At 40.2% G+C, this 20030-nt stretch carries 20 protein-coding genes; 3 read left to right on the forward strand and 17 right to left on the reverse strand.

The annotated features are described in order from the left end of the window. Window positions 1-86: 86 nt before the first annotated feature. The 11 genes from FNH22_RS16350 to FNH22_RS16400 all read right to left on the reverse strand — a co-directional run bounded on the left by FNH22_RS16350 (window position 87) and on the right by FNH22_RS16400 (window position 12198). A complete protein-coding gene (locus tag FNH22_RS16350; RefSeq protein WP_143399485.1) occupies window positions 87-2306 on the reverse strand; it encodes a TonB-dependent receptor in 2220 nt (739 codons plus the stop codon). Between the two features lie 143 nt (window positions 2307-2449). Next, entirely contained in the window at window positions 2450-3748 is a 1299-nt protein-coding gene (locus FNH22_RS16355; RefSeq protein ID WP_143399486.1) for a lipopolysaccharide assembly protein LapB, read from the reverse strand. A 68-nt stretch (window positions 3749-3816) separates the two neighbouring features. Then, window positions 3817-4638 carry a DUF4331 family protein gene (locus FNH22_RS16360; RefSeq protein ID WP_143399487.1) on the reverse strand — a complete coding sequence of 274 codons (822 nt, stop codon included), beginning with the start codon at window positions 4636-4638 and terminating at the stop codon, window positions 3817-3819. A 2-nt stretch (window positions 4639-4640) separates the two neighbouring features. Next, window positions 4641-5375, reverse strand: coding sequence for a DUF4331 family protein (locus FNH22_RS16365; RefSeq protein ID WP_143399488.1), 735 nt, complete (start codon window positions 5373-5375; stop codon window positions 4641-4643). Window positions 5376-5729: 354 nt separating this feature from the next. Beyond that, window positions 5730-6341 (reverse strand): NADH:ubiquinone reductase (Na(+)-transporting) subunit E, encoded by a 612-nt coding sequence (gene nqrE, locus FNH22_RS16370; RefSeq protein ID WP_143399489.1) that lies wholly within the window; start codon window positions 6339-6341, stop codon window positions 5730-5732. A 10-nt stretch (window positions 6342-6351) separates the two neighbouring features. Beyond that, window positions 6352-7029: an NADH:ubiquinone reductase (Na(+)-transporting) subunit D gene (locus FNH22_RS16375; RefSeq protein WP_143399490.1), complete on the reverse strand. Its 678-nt coding sequence runs from the start codon at window positions 7027-7029 to the stop codon at window positions 6352-6354. 43 nt (window positions 7030-7072) lie between these two features. Further along, window positions 7073-7861 carry an NADH:ubiquinone reductase (Na(+)-transporting) subunit C gene (gene nqrC, locus FNH22_RS16380; protein ID WP_370513186.1) on the reverse strand — a complete coding sequence of 263 codons (789 nt, stop codon included), beginning with the start codon at window positions 7859-7861 and terminating at the stop codon, window positions 7073-7075. Further along, the gene (locus tag FNH22_RS16385) at window positions 7821-9026 is read right to left on the reverse strand and encodes an NADH:ubiquinone reductase (Na(+)-transporting) subunit B (RefSeq protein WP_143399491.1); all 1206 of its coding nucleotides are present in this window, start codon (window positions 9024-9026) and stop codon (window positions 7821-7823) included. Before FNH22_RS16385 ends, nqrC begins: the two co-directional genes overlap by 41 nt. Before the next feature lie 24 nt (window positions 9027-9050). Continuing rightward, a complete protein-coding gene (locus FNH22_RS16390) occupies window positions 9051-10415 on the reverse strand; it encodes a Na(+)-translocating NADH-quinone reductase subunit A (RefSeq protein ID WP_143399492.1) in 1365 nt (454 codons plus the stop codon). A 110-nt stretch (window positions 10416-10525) separates the two neighbouring features. After that, window positions 10526-11230: a (d)CMP kinase gene (gene cmk / locus FNH22_RS16395; RefSeq protein WP_143399493.1), complete on the reverse strand. Its 705-nt coding sequence runs from the start codon at window positions 11228-11230 to the stop codon at window positions 10526-10528. Between the two features lie 284 nt (window positions 11231-11514). Further along, entirely contained in the window at window positions 11515-12198 is a 684-nt protein-coding gene (locus FNH22_RS16400; RefSeq protein ID WP_143399494.1) for a hypothetical protein, read from the reverse strand. 52 nt (window positions 12199-12250) lie between these two features. Between FNH22_RS16400 and FNH22_RS16405 the strand changes: the two genes are divergently transcribed. Then, entirely contained in the window at window positions 12251-12532 is a 282-nt protein-coding gene (locus FNH22_RS16405; RefSeq protein ID WP_143399495.1) for a hypothetical protein, read from the forward strand. Window positions 12533-12738: 206 nt separating this feature from the next. Here the strand turns inward: FNH22_RS16405 and FNH22_RS16410 are convergent, their stop codons facing one another. The 6 genes from FNH22_RS16410 to FNH22_RS16435 all read right to left on the reverse strand — a co-directional run bounded on the left by FNH22_RS16410 (window position 12739) and on the right by FNH22_RS16435 (window position 17816). Beyond that, on the reverse strand, window positions 12739-13863 hold the full coding sequence (locus FNH22_RS16410; RefSeq protein ID WP_143399496.1) for a hypothetical protein: 1125 nt from the start codon (window positions 13861-13863) through the stop codon (window positions 12739-12741). Window positions 13864-13993: 130 nt separating this feature from the next. Beyond that, a complete protein-coding gene (gene tsf, locus FNH22_RS16415; protein ID WP_143399497.1) occupies window positions 13994-14824 on the reverse strand; it encodes a translation elongation factor Ts in 831 nt (276 codons plus the stop codon). 115 nt (window positions 14825-14939) lie between these two features. Continuing rightward, window positions 14940-15710 (reverse strand): 30S ribosomal protein S2, encoded by a 771-nt coding sequence (gene rpsB, locus FNH22_RS16420; protein ID WP_143399498.1) that lies wholly within the window; start codon window positions 15708-15710, stop codon window positions 14940-14942. A gap of 31 nt (window positions 15711-15741) precedes the next feature. Further along, window positions 15742-16128, reverse strand: coding sequence for a 30S ribosomal protein S9 (gene rpsI, locus FNH22_RS16425; RefSeq protein WP_143399499.1), 387 nt, complete (start codon window positions 16126-16128; stop codon window positions 15742-15744). Window positions 16129-16130: 2 nt separating this feature from the next. After that, complete coding sequence (gene rplM, locus FNH22_RS16430) at window positions 16131-16574, reverse strand: 50S ribosomal protein L13 (RefSeq protein WP_143399500.1); 444 nt, start codon at window positions 16572-16574, stop codon at window positions 16131-16133. Window positions 16575-16784: 210 nt separating this feature from the next. Next, window positions 16785-17816, reverse strand: coding sequence for a LacI family DNA-binding transcriptional regulator (locus FNH22_RS16435; RefSeq protein ID WP_143399501.1), 1032 nt, complete (start codon window positions 17814-17816; stop codon window positions 16785-16787). A gap of 310 nt (window positions 17817-18126) precedes the next feature. Here FNH22_RS16435 and FNH22_RS16440 point away from each other — a divergent pair, with 310 nt between their 5' ends. Continuing rightward, complete coding sequence (locus tag FNH22_RS16440; protein ID WP_143399502.1) at window positions 18127-19167, forward strand: sugar kinase; 1041 nt, start codon at window positions 18127-18129, stop codon at window positions 19165-19167. An 81-nt stretch (window positions 19168-19248) separates the two neighbouring features. Further along, window positions 19249-19923: a bifunctional 4-hydroxy-2-oxoglutarate aldolase/2-dehydro-3-deoxy-phosphogluconate aldolase gene (locus tag FNH22_RS16445; protein ID WP_143399503.1), complete on the forward strand. Its 675-nt coding sequence runs from the start codon at window positions 19249-19251 to the stop codon at window positions 19921-19923. Window positions 19924-20030: the final 107 nt, after the last annotated feature.

The following is a 20030-nucleotide window of genomic DNA, read 5'->3' on the forward strand; positions in this document are numbered from 1 at the left end:
TCTTAACCTATATCCAAGCGTTATAAGCAAAAATCTTTCTGACAAGACAAGGCATACACTAAATTAAAATAAATTTTCAATCAAACTTAAAATGTATAGGCCAGCGAGGCTTTCATAAAGAAGGGTGTTCCCGGAGTAAAATGAATTTCCTCAACGGGCTCTACCTCGTTTTGAAGTCGGGACTCTGTCGCAAACTGGGTCTCATTCCATTCAGTATCAAACACATTTTGAATCGTAAAGGATAAATCCATGTTTTTCCATTGATAGCCAAGGTTCATATCAACCACATTATAACCTTCGGCAACTATGGAATTATCTTCATTAGCCGGTCTGTCTTTTACATAACGTAACCTGGCACCTCCATAAACGCCGGTAGGGTGAATAACGTTGATGCCGCTCATCAGAGTAAGGTCTGGGGCTAGGGGTATAAAATCATTGTTTTCAGGCTCATCAATAGCACGTGCATAGGCATAATTAACATCCATATCCCAGTAAAGCCACTTTAATGGTTGATATATGAAGCTCAGATCAAGGCCGGCCCTCCGGGTCTTTCCACTGGGTTCCACTATCCCCTCATCTCCCACATAAACAAACTCCTGCTCGAGAAACAGATACCAGATGGCCGTATTGATCATAAGCTTAGGCATGGGTTTCCAGATAACGCCAAGGTCAGCGCCCCATGCCGCGGGAAGTATCTCCCGGCCATTGTTTGCTACGACTACACGCGTATCATTTGAGTGGAATCCTTTCCCGGTTTTAAGATAGAGCTGAAGGCGATTTGACGGGTTATATAAGATATTTAGCTTAGGGCTGACGATAGACTTAGTTTCTGACTGAGTTTGATAAAAACCCAAAAGATGATCGTTATAATTGAAATTGAAATGATCCACCCTTACTCCCGGGTTAACACTCCATTTTCCATACTTTAAATTGGCATCTAAATAACCAAATAGATTGGTTTCATTTATATTTCCTAATTGCATGGTGTCTACGGCCGTAATTCTATTAACTGTCCTTGAAAGTTCATTATTTTCACTCAGGTCGTTTCGAAGTCCTACTCCCGATCGTATCCACCCATCAGTCTGTCCTAAATGTAATGAATGATTGTATTCACTTGTAATGCCAAAAAGTTGACGGTCTTCTTTTTGGCGTATCTGGTCACCACGGATTGGGTCCTGAAGAAAAAAAGTGAAATTTGAATATAGCTCAAAATCATATTGTGAGTAGAAAATGGTATTTTTAACATAAGAGTTATTATCAATATTTTTTGTGTAGTCCAACACGATATTAGTGCGGCTCGTCTCCCCTCCTTCCGTATCGTCAATAGCTCCAAAGCGACTGATCTCACCGGTTTCGACAGCACGCTGTGGTACCTGACCAGAAGCATCCCATTGACTACTAAAACGAGAGGCACTTAAAGATATCTTGTCATTAGCCGATATTCTGCCGGCATACTTCGCTATCATATTAAATCGACTGAAGTTTTGAGGGCTATCAAACTGACCATCTGTTAAGCTGTACTCTGTGGCTACATAAGCCGATTGTTCTTCATTATTCAATACTTCAAACATTCCTAAAAACCGCTGTGTATTGAATTGCCCTGCTTCCAGCTTCACCAGGCTATTTTCTAATCTTTCCTTTGTTTTAAATGCCACAAAACCAGCTGTAGCAAAATTACCCTGATCGGCATAATACGGACCTTTCCCAAAACTTAGATCTTCTACCGTCTCAGGAATTACAAAATGCAGGTCTGCATACCCCTGGCCGTGGGCATGTGACACCATGTTAACAGGCATACCATCCACTGTAATATTGACATCCGTACCATGATCAATATCAAACCCTCTTAGAAACAACTGTTCTGCTTTGCCTCCTCCTGCATGTTGTCCTATGAATAACCCGGGAACCTTAAATAGTATCTCTTGTGAGGAATTCACCGGATTTGTTTTCAGGTCTATCTTTGCCAGAAGATTGAGAGCATCTATCCTTGGAGAAATCAAAACTTCCTCCAGGGCAATCACCTTTTCAGTCAGTCTGACTTTTATTGTCTCAGTTAAATCAGCAACCACTACAACCATTGGTTCAAACCCTATATGTGTTATTTGCAAAGAATCTCCCATGTGGACGCCTTCCATAAAAAAACGTCCTGAATAATTAGTGTGTACATGTTCAAGTGATTTTGTATGAAGAACATGAGCACTTTCTACAGGGTTATTCTGATGATTAAGCACATAACCCTGAAGCTTTTGTGAGTACCCATCAATGGCTATAGCGGATATAAATAACAGAAGGTAATACCTTTTCATCTAAGTATTTTTTGGTGGTTTACAACAGTAAAAAGAATGAAATATTTACGCAGAAGCTCATAGTCTCCTGCTCAAGTGAACGTGCCAGGTAATATTTTCAGGACCCAATGATAAGGGTTTAATATCAGTGGAATTATCCGTAATTACCCGTTGGCAAAGATAGCGCTTTTCAATTGACGCGTAGTCATCGGACCCAGTTCAAATGCTGCCTCGAGTCCTTCATAGCAATACATTTTTGCCTCTTTTTTTCTTCCGGCCGCATAATATATCATCCCTACTTTTGCCATGATCCCGGGTTCATAGGTCTTATGAAGTACATTTGCGTTAACAATATCTAATGCTAATCCATGATTACCAGCCTGAGAATGACACCAGGCCAACAACGTATAGGTTAATGGAGTGGAACGCCGGCTCACTTCTCTCTGTGCCAATGTCAAAGCATCCTCTAACGTACCTGGTTCTTCAGACCATAATTCAATTAGGTATTTGTTATACATATCGCCATATACCGGCTTCGATGCTTCTGCCAGAAAAGAGGTTAAATACTGTACTTGCTGTAAATCATTACCTTGAAAATCCGCCAGCTCTGCCAATAACAAATATGCGTCCGGTAGCAGGGACCGCTCTTTGAGTGAGCTAAAGAGCTCTTCTGATTCAATTATTTTAAAATCATGCGCATAGGTTATCCAGGCAATACCACGTAGAGCATAACTGAATTCCGGCCTATCTTGCAGCACACCCAGGTATTGATCATATGATTCGCCGATCCGCCCGGCATGCCCATACAAGTCCCCCAGGTTAGTGCGGGCCCAAAGTCCTTTCTTATCATTCCTTGACTTTGTTAAATCAAGTGCCGTTTCCATTAATACAATGGCAGAGTCAAGATCTCCAATATGGTCCTGGTATTTTGATAAACGCACGAGGTAATCGAACGAGTCCATCCGTTTGTTATCTCTCAAAATCTTCCCGGACTCATAAAAATATCCCAATTCCATATATGCGTCGAATATCATCATTAGCGGACCAAATTTTTCATTCGTCAGTTCATAAGCATTCTGGGCATAGATAGCAGCTTTTTTAAAATGATGTAGTTTTATGGCGTTACTACTTCGCATTAATAAGCTATTGACCTGCTCTTGTTTGGAAAATATCGTGCTTGCAGAATGTAACAAACTATCTATTTCATATAACAGCATGACATCACCCGTCCTATCAAATTGTCTGGATTTATGCTCTACCCATTTCCGATAAAATATGGCGGCTTTTGGTTCATCCGTTATTTTTTTACACCAGAATTCATCTATGGAGACATTATTCACCAATGTAAACGTATTGGTCTGAATTAATTTAGTATAATCTTCTCTATTAGTGACCGGAGCTGGAGGCTTGCTGGATTCACAAGCTATCAAAGCAACTATTAAGATCAGCAGGATATATCTCATAATTTATTGGTTTATAAATTCAGGTACTCTGAACCCATTCATTGATTTCAAAGCACCTGAATAACACGTTAATTAGGGCTTCCCAGATAAGGGAAGGTACTTGTTGAGTTACTGGTATATGACACATTATCACCAATTAATCCGGCGGGTGCATCGGTAAGATCACCACCAAATGTCAGGGTCAATGTAACGTCTACTACGTCATCTTCAAGTCCACGTCCATTTAATACGGTTTCAAATAAACGGATGTCGTTTAGATCCGAAGGCCCATAAGTGGTTGGAAAGTCCTTATGCGAATTCAGGGCGTCCACGATTAAAACGTCTGCTGTTTGCGTATTATCTAACCCAAGTGCATTGGTATAAACATCAGAATTGAGGCCGGCGTATTCCTGCAGTTTATCCAGGATAAATTCGAACTGTTCAGATGTCGCCACCGGCGCTGAAGGCAGATTTTTCTCATTGTATTCATCCTTACCTCCAGAGGTACCAAAGAAATTGAATACCGTGTTAATGGCAGGTCTGCCCATATAATCTGCCCTGGAATAAGTATCATTTCCTACGGTTATGGTCACCGTATTCACCAGGTTTTGATCATCATTTACCACCACAGTTGCCTGATACACTCCAGGCAATGTAGCAACAAACGTTGGCATCGCTGCTGTCGCATCTGAGAGTATTACGTCTGCTCCATCAGGACCAGTAACAGTCCAGACAAAACTGATGGCATTTTCTGAACCGGAGGCATCCAGGGTTACCGTTTCATCCAAACTTACTGTTTGAGCTAAGCCGGCATCGACTGTTACTGTTATTCCAGGCTCATCGTCACTGCACCCTACAGCCGACATTAAAACGATAAACCCTAAAAACAAGGAAAATTTTGTGTATTTCATGATTATTGTTTGTTTAAAGATTCTACCCACGAGCTGAATTGCGCACTACTACCTAAAGAAGACTTCGGCACTTCTATTACCACTGATAGTGTATTTAAGTCTTCAAATGTATCTACCCCCGGCATATCAAAGGCTGTATCATATTCCGGGGTACCATCCATATTATCGTCATCTTCCGGGTCAGGTACATCCAGTCCCAGGAAGTCACCGGCTCCATTAACGATATCTGTAAATTGGAAGAAATCCATAAAGAAAGGGTCATCACGTGGGCCTGCAAAAACAGTTACTCCACCAGAGGTAGCTGTGGACGGGGTGTTATCTCCTATGCGTGTAATAGGTGCCGTTACACGATTACCTGACGTTTCAATGGTGCTTGACAGGCCTGTAGCTGAAGGTGCGACAGGGCCTCTTACAATGACGTTCCCTTCTTTGAAGTTAGCTTGTATTACTAAATCTTCGACATTGTCCGCATTGTTATCAATATTGATCTCGTACATGACATCTTCATCAAAAGTAATGTCATCACCAGGAGCGCTCAAACCGAGCACATTACAAACAAAAACGTAGTTATCACTATTTGCCGGGCTTTCAAAGGCAAAGTAATCCGTGATATCAGCAGCTGTACTACCCGTCGTCAATGAGCCGACAGCAGGGGCATCAATGTGGTCTGCCCCAATAAGGTATAGCCCTGAAGTTACCAGGGCCATAACGGCTAAACCTAAAATCAATTTTTTCATAGTTGTTCTTTTTGTGAATAATTTGTTTCAACAAACTATCTACGCAATGAGAACAACGCTTGGATTTTAAGAAACCGGATTTTTTTTGGTCATCATTTCCAGGGCTGGAAGAACAGGTGTTAAAATATTGATAATCAAAATATTAAAACCAATCACCTTGCTAAGGTATCTTCTAAATTGTATACAAAAACCCCTTCAGGCTCTCTCCAATGAATGTTTCTATACATAACTTTTGTAAATCATAGAATACGGCAGAGTCAAAGAAATTTATCAAATGAGTTATTTTGAAAATAAGAAAGGCCATCTCTGTGTGAGATAGCCTTTCTTATTATTTCTTAGCTCTTTATTTTGTTATCAAATGGCTATTCCAATAAATGACTTAAATGCCAATCCCATAAGGCCTGTTATTAACATAGTAAGACCTAATCCTTTCAATCCATCCGGCACGTTTGAATATTTCAATTTCTCACGAATGGCTGACAGCGCTACAATGGCCAGGGCGAAACCCAGACCTGATCCGAAACCAAACACGGATGCCTCGGATATCGTATAATCACGCTGTACCATAAATAGAGAACCTCCTAAAATAGAACAGTTCACAGCTATGAGCGGCAGGAAAATACCCAAAGACCCGTATAAAGCCGGCGAAACTTTTTCTACCACCATCTCCACAAGTTGCACCATACCTGCTATAATAGCAATAAACATAATGAACTGAAGAAACTCAAGGTTCACTTCAGCAAAGCCAGCACTTACCCAGGTTAATGCACCTTCTTTTAAAACGTATTCTTGTAATAACCAATTGATAGGTACTGTAATGGTCAAAACAAATACTACTGCCATACCTAATCCCAGGGCCGTTTGCACCTTCTTAGACACCGCTAAAAAAGAGCACATTCCTAAGAAGTAGGCAAATATCATATTGTCTATAAAAACTGACTTAATTCCTAAACTTATCAGATCCATTGTATCTAATTTAATGTTCTACGTATCCTGACTTTGACCTTTGTATCCAGATAAGAATTCCAAGCACCATGAATGCACCAATGGAATCCACCATCAGACCATTTGTTGGGAAACTGGCCCAACCTAATGCTTCGAATACTTTAAAATCAAATACAGATCCTGATCCAAGCAATTCTCTGAAAAATGCTACGGTTAATATGATCCAGGCATAGCCAAACCCACTGCCAATACCATCTAAAATTGAATCGTAGGGTTTATTGCCCATAGCGAAAGCCTCCAAACGCCCCATCACAATACAGTTTGTAATAATCAGGCCTACAAAAGCACCTAATACTTTGTACATCTCATAGTTATACGCCTTAAGCACTTCACTAACCAATGTCACCAAAGTAGCAATCACCGCTAACTGCACGATGATCCTTACCCTGTTAGGTACCAGGTTACGGATCAATGATATGATTAAATTAGAGAACACAATTACCGCTACAACAGCTATAGACATGATAAGAGTAGGCTCCATTTTAACAGTAACGGCCAAAGCTGAACATATTCCCAATACCTGTATTGTAATGGGGTTATCTTCGTTCAACGGGTCCGTGATTAATCGCTTTCTTCTCTTAGACAGGACGGCTTCCGCTGGTTGGGAGACCACCTGTTCTTCCGTTTGTTCGAGTGTTTCCGTACTCATATATGCAATGTTATTTTCGTATGTTATAACCGATGAGAAAAGATTAAAGTTTGGCTGTTGCACCTACATTTATCTTTTTAAAATAGCTTTGATAATGATTCAAATAAGATTTTAGCATATCATTCAGTCCCCTGCCGGTAATAGTAGCACCTGACATGCCATCTACCTGATGCTCATTCAGTCCTGAATTTCCTTCGCCCTTTACCATATCAACAGAAACCAGCTTGCCAGATTCATCATAAATCTTTTTACCAACATACCTGTTCTGTATTTCAGGAGAAGTTATTCTAGCCCCCAGGCCAGGTGTCTCTCCTGTATGATCAAATGAAGTACCTCCAATGGTATTTAAATCCGATTTTAGAGCAACATATCCCCAGATACTGTTCCATAGGCCAGCACCGTACAAGGGCAGTATGTATGCTTCAACTTTATCCGCATTGTTTTCACTTACATATTTGTAAACAGGGTAGTGTCTTTCTTCCGGGGACTTCTTATAGTTCTTAAGAATATTGACCTCTTCGGCCACCATCTCTCCACCCTTTTCATTTGTTGTCACTTCTTCGCCATTGATATCCACCACCAACGAAACGATACGCTGATGATATTTGGCAAGGATCTCATCAGGTTTCATTTTACCTAACTCTTCACGATCCATCACAGAAGCCAATATCTGGGTTTTGGTATCCAGTTCAATTGACTTTTTTTGAGCAGGGGCTAATCCCTGAGAAGCTATTGATAATAATCCACCAACGATAATGGTCATGATCGCGGTGAAAATTAAGATGTATGCGTTAGACTGTTGCACGTTGTAACCTCCTTTTTTTGTTAGCATTCACCACATAGTAGTCTATGAGTGGAGCAAATACATTCATAAATAATATGGCCAGCATGATCCCTTCAGGATATGCCGGGTTAAAGACTCTGATCAAAACGGTTAAAAGGCCAATCATAAAACCGTATATCCACTTCCCTACTTCTGTCTGTGCTGCACTTACAGGATCGGTAGCCATATACACCGCTCCAAAGGCAAGTCCACCAATAACCAAATGATAGTGAGCTGGCATCAACATAAATTCGTTTGCTCCAATGGCATTAAACAAAAGCCCTGTGCCATACGCACCTACAAACACACTTAGGATGATCTTCCAACTGCCTGCACCCGTAGCCACTAGTACAGCCGCTCCTATCAGACACATCAATACAGAAGTGGCGCCTATAGAACCTGGATAAAAACCCCAGAATAAGTTAGAAAAACTAAACAGACCATCAGCCCATCCTGCTCCGTAAGCATTAAATGATGCCAATACATTTTCACCGGTAGCTACCGCCTGAGCACCTATGGATAAGGGAGTAGCGCCAGTGAATCCGGCTACGGCCTGGTTAGCATCTCCGATATAGGTCCAAACATCGCCTGATATGTCACTCGGATAAGCAAAATATAGAAATGCTCTGGCTGTCAGCGCTACGTTTAATATATTCATCCCGGTGCCTCCGAAGGCCTCTTTTGCAATTATTACCGCAAAAATAGTTGCTAACGCCACCTGCCAAAGTGGGATATCCGGTGGCATCACCAAAGGTATGAGCATTCCTGAGACCAAGAAACCTTCGTTAATCTCATGCTTTCTGATAGTAGCAAATGTGAACTCTATTCCCAATCCTGCGATATAAGAAACAGCTACTATAGGTATTACCTGAATAGCGCCACTGAGCAAAATATCAAATATTCCGGCATCCGGTTGACCAATGGCAATGAAATGCTGGTACCCGGTATTATAAATAGCAAACAAAAGACATGGAACAAGTGAAATGATCACCGTCATCATTAGCCTTTTCATATCTATAGCATCACGGATCTGTACTCCTCGCGCCTTGGTAGTCTCATTAGGTGCAAATAATAAGGTCTCATGAGCTTCGTAGATATAATAGAACTTCTCCCACTTTCCACCTTTCTCAAAGTTCGGCTTAACCTTGTCTAACGCGTCTCTTAAAAACTTCATAATGGATCAACAATAATTTTGAAATTAACTATACTGCATCAAATCGAGCCCTTCTCTCACTATCTTTTGTATATCATTTTTGGATACATCTACGAACTCGCACAACGCCAGATCTTCTTCTACCACTTCATAAATGCCCAACGCTTCCATATCATCAAAATCCTCTGCAAGAATAGCTTTCAATAGATAAGTTGGTAAAATGTCCATCGGTAGTACTTTTTCAAATACTCCTGTCTGCACAAATGCCCTATGTTGACCTTTTGAATTAGTATCCAGAATATACTCTTTATTTGGATTCAAAAAGGATAAAAGACCAAAAGCCCGCTGAAAACTAAGCTTATTGGTAGTAGGTTTGATCCATCCGAACAATTCGTAATAATCTCCTTCAGGTATAACAGATATCATATGATCAAAAAATCCCATGTGCCCGTCGTGCGCTATTTTCTCTCCCGTCAGCACATTACCTGAAACACAACGTACGTGATCACTTTTCAGATTGCCATTAACAAATTTCTTAATAGAAGCACCTAAATAGGTTTTATAATATTGCGGATCTTTGATCTCTGACCCTGTCACAGCGATGATCTTGGAAGCATCATATTTACCTTCCAAAAACAGCTTACCAATTTGTATAACTCCGTATGGATTGATCGTCCACGCTGTTTCCCCTTTATTGATAGGATCTAAATGATGTATTTGAACTCCAACGTTACCTGCCGGATGGGCTCCTGAAAACTTATTGATCTGTACATTTTTCGCCTGAGCGAACATTGTAGATACTTCAGCGTTGGAGTCAATATTGAGCTGTACTTTGCCGGATGTTAATTTTTTAAGCAGGTCTAAACCTGCCTGAAAGTACTGATCCTGCCCCTTAAAAATAAACGCATAATCCGGAGCAAGAGGATGACTGTCAAAAGCAGAGATAAATATTGCCTTCGGTGTTACTTCCGGATCAGCCAGGACACCATAAGGGCGCTGAACCAGATTGGGCCATACACCCCCTTGCAGCATTTTCTCAATAATTGCCTCTTTCGAAAGTGTCGCGATATCCGAAACAGAGTGGACATCTGACTGTTCATATTGGATCTCTTTATCTGCCAGTATCACTACTTCCAGTAACTTCCTTTTTTCTCCACGTCGTATTTCTACTATTTCCCCACTCACCGGGGCTACATGAAGTATTTTTTCACTTTTCTTGTCAAAAAGAATAGGCGTTCCTGCTTTTACATTATCCCCTTCAGCCACCATTAGCTTGGGTCTTAAAATACCATGAAAAGAGGTAGGCTTATAAGCAAAAGTTTCGGGTTGCTCAACTTCGGAAATCCTCTTTTCAGCTTTACCAGCCAAGTTGATATCAAACCCTTTTTTCAGCTTGATGAATTTAGACATGCTTTGTTATAAGATTCAGATTTTTCACAAATCGCGGGTAAAATTAATAATTTTTCCTACAATTAAAATTGATTACTTTTATTATTCAACGATTTAAAACTCACTCCTTTTTAAGACCGGGAAGACTCAGGCGACTCTTGTAAAATCCTGCCTAAAGCCAGGTTCACTATTTCATCGATCTGTTCTTCAAGCAGCAGAAACGTTGTATTAACAACAATAGCATCTTTTGCCTGCTTTAATGGGCTTTCTTGCCGAGTGGTATCAATAGTATCCCTCATTTCCAGATTGTCCATGATCTCATCGAAGTTCACCATTTGGCCTTTTTCCAACAATTCTTTCTGACGTCTTTCTGCTCTCACGTGCATATCTGCCAACATAAATATTTTTAGTTCTGCCTCAGGAAAAACTACCGTACCGATGTCCCTTCCATCCATTACCACACCTTTTTTCTTTCCAAGACGTCGTTGTTGGGCTACCATGGCATCTCTTACTGCTCTGATCCGACTCACCTGGCTAACGCTTTCAGAAATATACATCTGGCGAATTTCCTTCTCTACGTTCAATCCATTCAGATAGGTGTCAAAGGAACCTTTCTCTGCATTCAATACAAATGATACTTCAATATTAGCTACCGCTTTAGCAATGTCTTTTTCATTACTGAGGCTTACATGATTTTGTTGAAAATACAAAGTAACTGCTCTGTACATTGCCCCTGTATCGATATAGGTATATCCTAAAGCGCTCGCTACCTCCCTGGCAGTGGAACTTTTACCACATGCCGAATATCCATCAATAGCAATAACAATCTTCTTCATTCTTAGTTACAGTTTCAGCAGTCTTTCATTGGACAAGGAATAGGCTTGCCTTTCTTGAGTTTTCCATTACGCTTTTGTGTGGATGCGCAAGTTGCCAGCGATAATACAATTACCCCTAGTAATACAGATCTCACTATTCGTCTCATAGACTGCAAAGATGGGCAGAAAAATTGTGAGCGGTATTGAATAATGGCCTTATTTCAACTCAAATCAGCGAGCATATTGACTTTCTCACTTTTCTTTACACTTATATATGGAAATCCATTGTTTAGATACGGGAAACGCTAGGATATTTCATCTTTCGATTTCATTTGGAATCCAATTTTCACACCTCCGCCCAAAGCTTGGGTTTTTTCTATTTTCTGATGCAACGAAATAGTTCTGATCTCAGGAAATGAGGGAGCTATAAGATCAGATTCAATGGCTTGAGTAATCAAGAGTTTGATGAACATATTCAAGTCAATGTCGGTAATTGGCTTTTCAGAAACCCTGTCAAACATAAATCCCAATTGACGCTCTCCCTCGATCATGAAATGCCGGTCACAGTTCACAAAAAGTCTTGCCAGCAAAAACCCCGGATCCGTCAGTCGATTGTATTTGAATGAATCGACCATAAAATTATAAACATTGATCTGCCCCAAATATCTCCTGAATGTATTTTCTGCGACATGATCACTTTTATTAAAGCCATGTTCTTTATCCAGCGTGATAATATTGGTGTGCATAATAAACACCAAAAGATCACCGCCTATTTTCATATGGAATTCCTGGCCATTTTCTCCGACCACTTCCATAGCAATACCTTCATCACAAGAGGTGATGCGATCTCTTATTTGACTAATTACCTTGTGTGCTTCTTTTTCAAGTATTTCAAATACATCGCATAAATTTCTGTAAGCAACTTGCTTAACAGATAGTTTGGTTTCAAGCTGTTTTGCGATAAAGGATAATGGATCTTGCTCTGTCATACTAACTTTTCACAGGTTGATACGTATTTTCAAGTAAGAAAACTAACATACTATGGGAAGAAAACCTGAAGGACAAGCCGAGAAAATGTTTAAAAAGGTCGGAAAGAAGATTGATGAGCTTTTAGCAGACCTGAAAGAAGCAGGCGCCAATGCAGAAGAAGAATACGCTGAGCGGATTGATGAGTTGAAACGTAGTGGCGAAAAACTTAAAGACGAGTTCTCAAATTTCAAAGACAAACACAAGGACAGGATCGACGATGTGGAACAAAACTTAAAAAAAGCCGGTGAAGACTTGAAAAATGCCTTTAATTCAGCATTTAAGAAGGGGGAGTAAAGAAATCGGATTGACCCCGGGGCCATTGATAATCCATATTAGCAGGGAAAAAGTGTACAGAAGTATCTTCTGAATTTCGTGCCGGGTTATTGAGTTACCAACGTGTCATTTAGTTTAGCTAAAGGAAGCGCCTGTCACTTCATAAGGCAACATAAAAAAAGCCTGAGTGAACCCAGGCTTTTAAGCTATTCTATTTTCAATTTGGATTAGTCACCAAAATCCCAATTATCGAATTCTCCATCCACTTCATCGATAGCAGGCTGAAGTATATCTTCAAGTTTTTCCTTGGAACCGTCAGCATATACCACATAAGGAACTTCCTCTTCATAACCATCTTCATCTTCCTCCTCCTCAATCACGATATCTCCTACTTTGTTCGCACCATCAAATAGTTCCAAATTTATGAATTCATTAACATCAACGTCTTCATCCTCTGTATCAAGTTCTTGAGCATTGATATTGCCTTGAAGTTTGATGTTCATATATTGAACAAATCCGCTTGCTTCTTTGACTTCTTCTTTATCAGCACTTTGGAAAGTAACCGTAAGGTCAGCAGAAGTGATGACAGCGTCGCCTTCAGTGATAGAAGCAGAAAGTGTCGCACTGGCTGACTGGGAATCATCAAAATTCACGGTGAAATTGTAAGGATTAAGGAAAAGACTTGCATTTCCAGAAACAGGATCACCTATAGTATTATAGCTAGCTGCAAAATCAAGCTTTATCTGTACTGTTTCGTCCACACTTAATTCTGCACTGATTTTTGTAGGTACATAATAAATATCTATCTCTCCCGGAAAGAAATCATCTTCTTCCTCAATGGCCTTTTCAGTATAGTCATTAATACGAAGTGATACATTATTAGTCTCAGACTCTCCGGCTGGAAAATTGATAACAATTATGTCTGAGCTTTCCTGAGATTTCACAAATTCCTCAGCCTCGGCATCCCAATCATATATACCTTTATTTCCCTCGAAATCAAAGTCACCGTCCTCCTGAACGCGATTAAAATCAACAGATTTAGCAGGAACAAAAATAGTTTTAAAGAGCATTGATCTTGATTTGAACCATTTCTTTCGTCCTTCCTGGTCCAGTTCGGCCAAGCGGCCGTTGAAAGGATCGCTCACGTCTAATAAAGCGAACAAGTCGTTCATAGCTTCAACGCCGTCAGACTGGATCATATTTACCACGTCATCTGACATGTCGGTGCCCAGGTTATCCATGGATACCTGTGCCTGTTCCGCATTAAGAGGAGTGCCCGATTCTTCATCATCGTTACATGATATTGCAAAAGCAATCGGAATAATAAGAGTAAAAAATATTGACTTTTTCATTTTTCAGTTAGTTACTTGATTATCGTGATCTTTTAATACCAAATAGCAGTCGAAAGGTAACTGTCTAACATATAAAAAAATCCCTTCCGAATTGAAAGAGATTTTTTAAGCTTCAAATTTCTTAGCTGGATTAGCCAATAACAATTCTTTTAAATTCAGATACAGTCAGTCCCTGCTGTACGCTGTCCAGGTATTTACTCACCGTTACACCATTGTCTTTGACAAATTGTTGATTAAGTAATGTATTGTCTTTATAGAATTTTTGCAGCTTACCCTGAGCAATCTTATCGACAATATTTTCAGGCTTACCTTCTGCCAATGCCTGCTCTCTCCCGATCTCTAATTCTTTTTCGACCGTACTTCTGTCCACACCGTTTTTATCAACAGCAACAGGGTTCATAGCAGCTATCTGCATACCTACATCTTTTCCTGCTTCTGAAACGTCAGCTCCACCAGCACCTTGCAAGGCCACCAATACACCAAGTTTATTACCAGCATGAATGTAAGGAACTACAGCGTCACCACTTAGTCTTACATATTCACTGATCTCTATCTTTTCTCCAATCTTACCTACCATTTCAGTGATTTTATCAGATACAGTAAGGTCTCCGATTTTTTCACCGTTCAATGCAGCGATATCTGAAGGAGAATTTTCGAAAGCCGCATCGATAATGTCATTACCTAATGCCAGGAACTCTTCATTCTTACCTACAAAGTCAGTCTCACAATTCAAAGCGATCAAAACACCTTCTGTGTGGTCCGCATTAGTTTTCACAAATACAGACCCTTCTTTGGTATCTCTATCAGCCCTGGAAGCGGACACTTTTTGCCCCTTTTTTCTTAAAATTTCTATCGCTTTATCAAAATCACCTTCAGCTTCGGTCAAAGCCTTTTTACAGTCCATCATACCTGCGCCGGTCATTTGTCGGAGCTTATTTACGTCTTTAGCGGTAATTGCCATGATTTTAGGTTTTGTATTTCTTGTTTTAGATTGTTTTTAACGAAAAATTGAACACCGGTTTAATTCCAATGTTCAATTTTCCTATGCGTTTATTCCAGATGTAGATTAAGAAAATTTACTCTTTTACTGCCTCCTCTTCATCAACTTTTTTCTTAGCTTCTTCTTCCTTTTGAAGTGCTGCCTGTTCTTTATCTTTCTTCCTTTCCATCAATGCCTCTTCCATTACTTTACCAACATGTTCTGTAATCAATGAAATTGATTTAAAAGCATCATCGTTAGCAGGAATAGGAAAGTCCACCCCTCTTGGATCGGAATTAGTATCGACCATAGCAAATACCGGAATATTCAGTTTTTGAGCTTCCTTAACTGCTATATGTTCTCTTTTCACATCTATGACAAACAATGCCGCAGGGAGACGATTGAGGTCCGCTATTCCACCTAAAACTTTCTCCAGCTTATCCTTTTCTCTGGATACCATCAATCTCTCTCTCTTTGCCAGGTTCAGATAAGCCTCATCTTTCATTAATTTTTCGATGGAGGTCATTTTCTTCAATGACTTTCTTATTGTAGCAAAGTTTGTGAGCATTCCACCCAACCATCGCTCGGTAACGAAAGGCATGTTTAACCTTTTAGCCTCAGTAGAAACGATGTCTTGAGCTTGCTTTTTAGTAGCTACAAATAATACTTTTCTTCCTGATCTTACGATGTTCTTAAGTGCATAAGATGCTTTTTCGAGGCACTCAAGGGTTTTATTTAAATCAATAATGTGGATACCATTTTTCTCCATGAAAATGTACTGAGACATTTTGGGATCCCACTTTCTCGTCAAGTGTCCGAAATGAACACCAGCATCTAGTAAGTCTTTGTATTCTAGTTTATTTGCCATTAATACTTGTTTTTCTATTTCAGCGAAAGAATTAACGTTTACTGAACTGGAATTTCCTACGCGCTTTCCTTCTTCCGTACTTCTTTCGTTCCACCATGCGAGGATCTCTAGTCAGAAAACCTTCTTTTTTCAAAGGTGCTCTGTGCTCAGGGTCGATCTCAACTAACGCCCTGGACACTGCTAAACGGATCGCTTCGGCCTGGCCGGCAGGTCCTCCGCCTTCAACATTAACCTTAATATCGAAATCGGAAACAGCCTCAACCACATTAAGAGGTTGCTTCACGATGGTTTCCAAAATGTCAGAGACAAAGTAATCTTTTACAGTCCGGTTATTAACTGTGATATCACCCTTTCCGGCAGTCACATAAATTCGTGCCACCGAGGTTTTTCTTCTACCTATTGAACTTATTACTTCCATTCTTAAAGTTTTATTTCCTGGGGTTGCTGTGCCGCATGCGGATGTTCCGCACCTTCATAAACATACAAGTTTTTAAACAACGATCTACCGATCCTGTTTTTAGGAAGCATGCCTCTTACTGCCCTTTCCACCAAAAGCGTAGAAGACTTATCCTTCAATTGCCTTGGGGTAGTCTGGCGTTGACCTCCCGGATAGCCTGTATGAGACACATATACTTTATCTGTCCATTTTTTACCTGTAAGTTGTATTTTATCAGCGTTGATCACGATGACGTTGTCACCACAATCTACATGAGGAGTGTAGTCCGGCTTGTTCTTTCCTCTGATGATCTTAGCTACTTCACTGGCCAAGCGACCTAATACCTTAGCGTCAGCATCAACTACCACCCAATTTTTATCGACCGAGGCCTTATTCGCCGAGATGGTCTTATAACTTAAACTTTCCACGCTTTTAAAAGCTTTGTTTTTACAAATGAATACACCCCTCTCAAAAAAGGGATTGCAAAGATAGATTGATATATCTTGAAATGCAATAGCCAATATAAATATTTCAGTCCAGGCACTACCTTGCTTCAAGTTAGCGAAAACACACTTGAATGGTCACTTTATAAGGGTCTGGGATTAGCTATTGTCACAATTCCATCCTGTAGACTGACTTTAGTACGTGGCAAAAGTTACATTCTCTTTGGTAAGTATGTCCAGGGGCATGAATTGCGTAGATGTCACGTCTGATTTAAGAATGAGATGCTTGTAAAAAACTTGAACCGCAAGATTACCCTGTAATTTGGGACTTTGGTGGATAAGAAAATCAATGCATCCTTCTTTCAGATATTTCACATTCTCTTCGATCATATCATAGCCCACCAGACGATAAGTGTTATTTCCCAGTTGCTTTATTCGTTTCACAATTTGATGCGAACGCGAATTAGGTACAAACAAATGCAGTGGATCGCCCATCCCAATAATAAAGTCTTCATTGATTTGGGACTGTTCACTCTCTATTTCAATCTCTTTAATAAGTGCCGGGTCAAAATTGTTCGTAGCATAAAATTTTCGAAAACCCGCGATACGTTCATCCATGGTTTTATTAATGCTGTCGAAATCAGTGTACCTGATAATAACGGAGGGATGCCCCTTCGGACATCCGAAGTTCAGAAGCTTAGCGGCCAGGAATCCGCTTTGAATAGAATCCTGACCGATGAAGGCCAATGGTTGTACTCCGTCAAGGTTTGAATCAACAAATACAAAAGGAATGTCATTCCGGGTAAGTGCCATACATATTTCTTTTGCTTCTTTTGCCTGTAAGGGTGCCATAATTACACCATCAGGTAAAGAGGTCAATGCTTTCTTTGATTGAATAATGAAAGAATCTTCATTATGTCTGTCAAAAGTGTAGAAATCCAGCTGCATACCGAGTGAGGCATATTCCTCGGATACACTCATGATACCCGATCTTTGGGCCTTCCAATATTCATTATCTTCAGGTAGGATCACAGCCAGCGTATAGGTTTTATTCAGCTTTAAATTTCTTGCAAAAACATTGGTGGAATAATTCCCCTCTTTAGCAATTTTTAACACTTGATCACGCGTAGCAGCAGCTACCTCACCTCTATCATGAAGCACTCTGTCAACAGTGCCTACCGATACTCCGGCCAATCTCGCAATTTCCTTTATTGTAATCCTTTTCATCTCTTAAAGTCAATAACCAACTATGTTATTAAAAGGACATAAATACACTTTTATTCGGGTTCTATGAAAATGCTATCCTTTGATAGCTTCATACTTTGACATGGGTCAGTTTCGTAAAGTTTCTACATTCATAACAAAACCTGGCTTATTGATTTTTGACAAAATGTTAGAATACCCTTGTATTTACATGCAATATATTACATTTTTGTATTACGGTAACGAACACGGTTAGAATTCCTTTTTTCAAAGGAATTTTTTTATCACCTCCCGTTAACGAACACGAAACTAAACACCACTAATAAACAGAAGTATGAAAAAGGTAGTAACGTTCGGAGAAATAATGTTGAGACTGGCGCCTCCTGGCTTCCTCAGGTTTTCACAGACTACTTCATTTGATGTAGTTTACGGAGGGGGAGAATCCAACGTAGCTGTGTCATTGGCCAATTATGGAGTCCCTGTTGATTTTGTCACTCGATTACCCAAAAACGATATCGGAGAATGTGCGCTCATGGAAATGAGAAAAAGAGGGGTCAATACGCAAAACATAGTCTTTGGCGGAGACAGACTGGGTATCTATTTCCTTGAAACAGGAGCCGTTAGCAGAGGAAGCAAAGTAGTATATGACAGGGCCAACTCGGCTATAGCGGATATCCAGCCTGGAATGATTGACTGGAAAAAGGTATTTGATGGAGCGGAATGGTTTCACTGGACAGGAATTACACCGGCTATCTCTCAAGGTGCTGCTGATGTATGCCTGGAAGCTGTGAAAGCCGCAAGTGATCTTGGTATAACCATTTCCACAGATCTTAACTATCGTGCTAAATTATGGAAGTACGGTGTAGAGTCTGAAGGTATTATGACCGAGCTCACCTCGTATTGTGATATTATACTAGGTAATGAAGAAGATGCTGAAAAACATTTTGGAATAAAACCTGAAGGACTCGATATCACCACACAAGGCCATGAAGTGACCGCTCAGGCATTTTTATCTGTTTGTCAACAAATGATGGAAAAATTTCCTAAAGCCAAAAAAGTAATTACCACTTTACGCGGTTCAATATCTGCCTCACACAACACATGGGCCGGTGTAATGTACGACGGAAAAAAAATGTACGAATCACGTCAATACCAGATCACAGACATCGTTGATCGCGTTGGCGGCGGTGATTCTTTCATGGGAGGCTTGATTTATGGTCTGTTAAAATATCCTGAAAACGACCAAAATGCATTAGACTTTGCAGTAGCCGCTTCATGCCTGAAACACACTATTAAGGGGGATGCTAACCTGGTAACTGTGCCTGAGGTCGAAAAGCTGATGGGTGGCGATGCTTCAGGTCGCGTGGCAAGATAAAACAAATGGGTTGTGCAAATAACTAAGGCAGTACTCTTTCAATGCACATCAATTTTTGATCAAACAAATTCAAATTAAGCAATGGCTAGATTTACAAGAATAGACGTAGCACTTCAAATGAAAAGTACGGGTATGGTTCCTGTATTTTATCATAAAGACATAGAGGTGTGTAAAAAAATAATAAAGGCGTGTTATGATGGTGGGATTCGTGTATTCGAATTCACTAATCGAGGTGATTATGCACATGAAGTATTTTGCGAACTGAATAAATTTGCAGCATCAGAAACTCCGGAAATGATCCTGGGTGTAGGGTCTGTAATTGATGTCGGTACAACCTCTCTCTACTTGCAGAATGGAGCTAATTTTATTGTCTCTCCAATACTAAACGCCGAGATGGCAAAAGTATGTAACCGAAGAAAAGTAGCCTGGTCACCAGGTTGCGGCTCATTAACAGAAATATCTTATGCAGAGGAGTTAGGAGCTGAGGTGGTCAAGATCTTCCCGGGATCACAGGTAGGCGGACCTTCCTTTGTAAAGGCTGTTAGAGGCCCGTTTCCCTGGACAAGTATTATGCCTACCGGGGGTGTAGAACCTACTCATGATAATCTTAAAGGGTGGTTTGACGCTGGTGTACATTGCGTGGGAATGGGATCAAAGCTCTTTGTCAAAGGCCCTGATGGCTCTTTCGACTATAATGGCCTTACCCAAAAAGTAAAAGACACACTGGATATAATTAAGGGCTTAAAGTCAAATTGATTTTACCCCGATTTAACTTAAGCTAAAGTCTTGTGTACAAAAATCGCGGGCCCAATGGTCTGCGATTTTTGTACGTATAATAAATTTTCAGATTAGCATCAATTAGC

The sequence above is a fragment of the Fulvivirga sp. M361 genome (assembly GCF_007097395.1).
GTDB lineage: Bacteria > Bacteroidota > Bacteroidia > Cytophagales > Cyclobacteriaceae > Fulvivirga.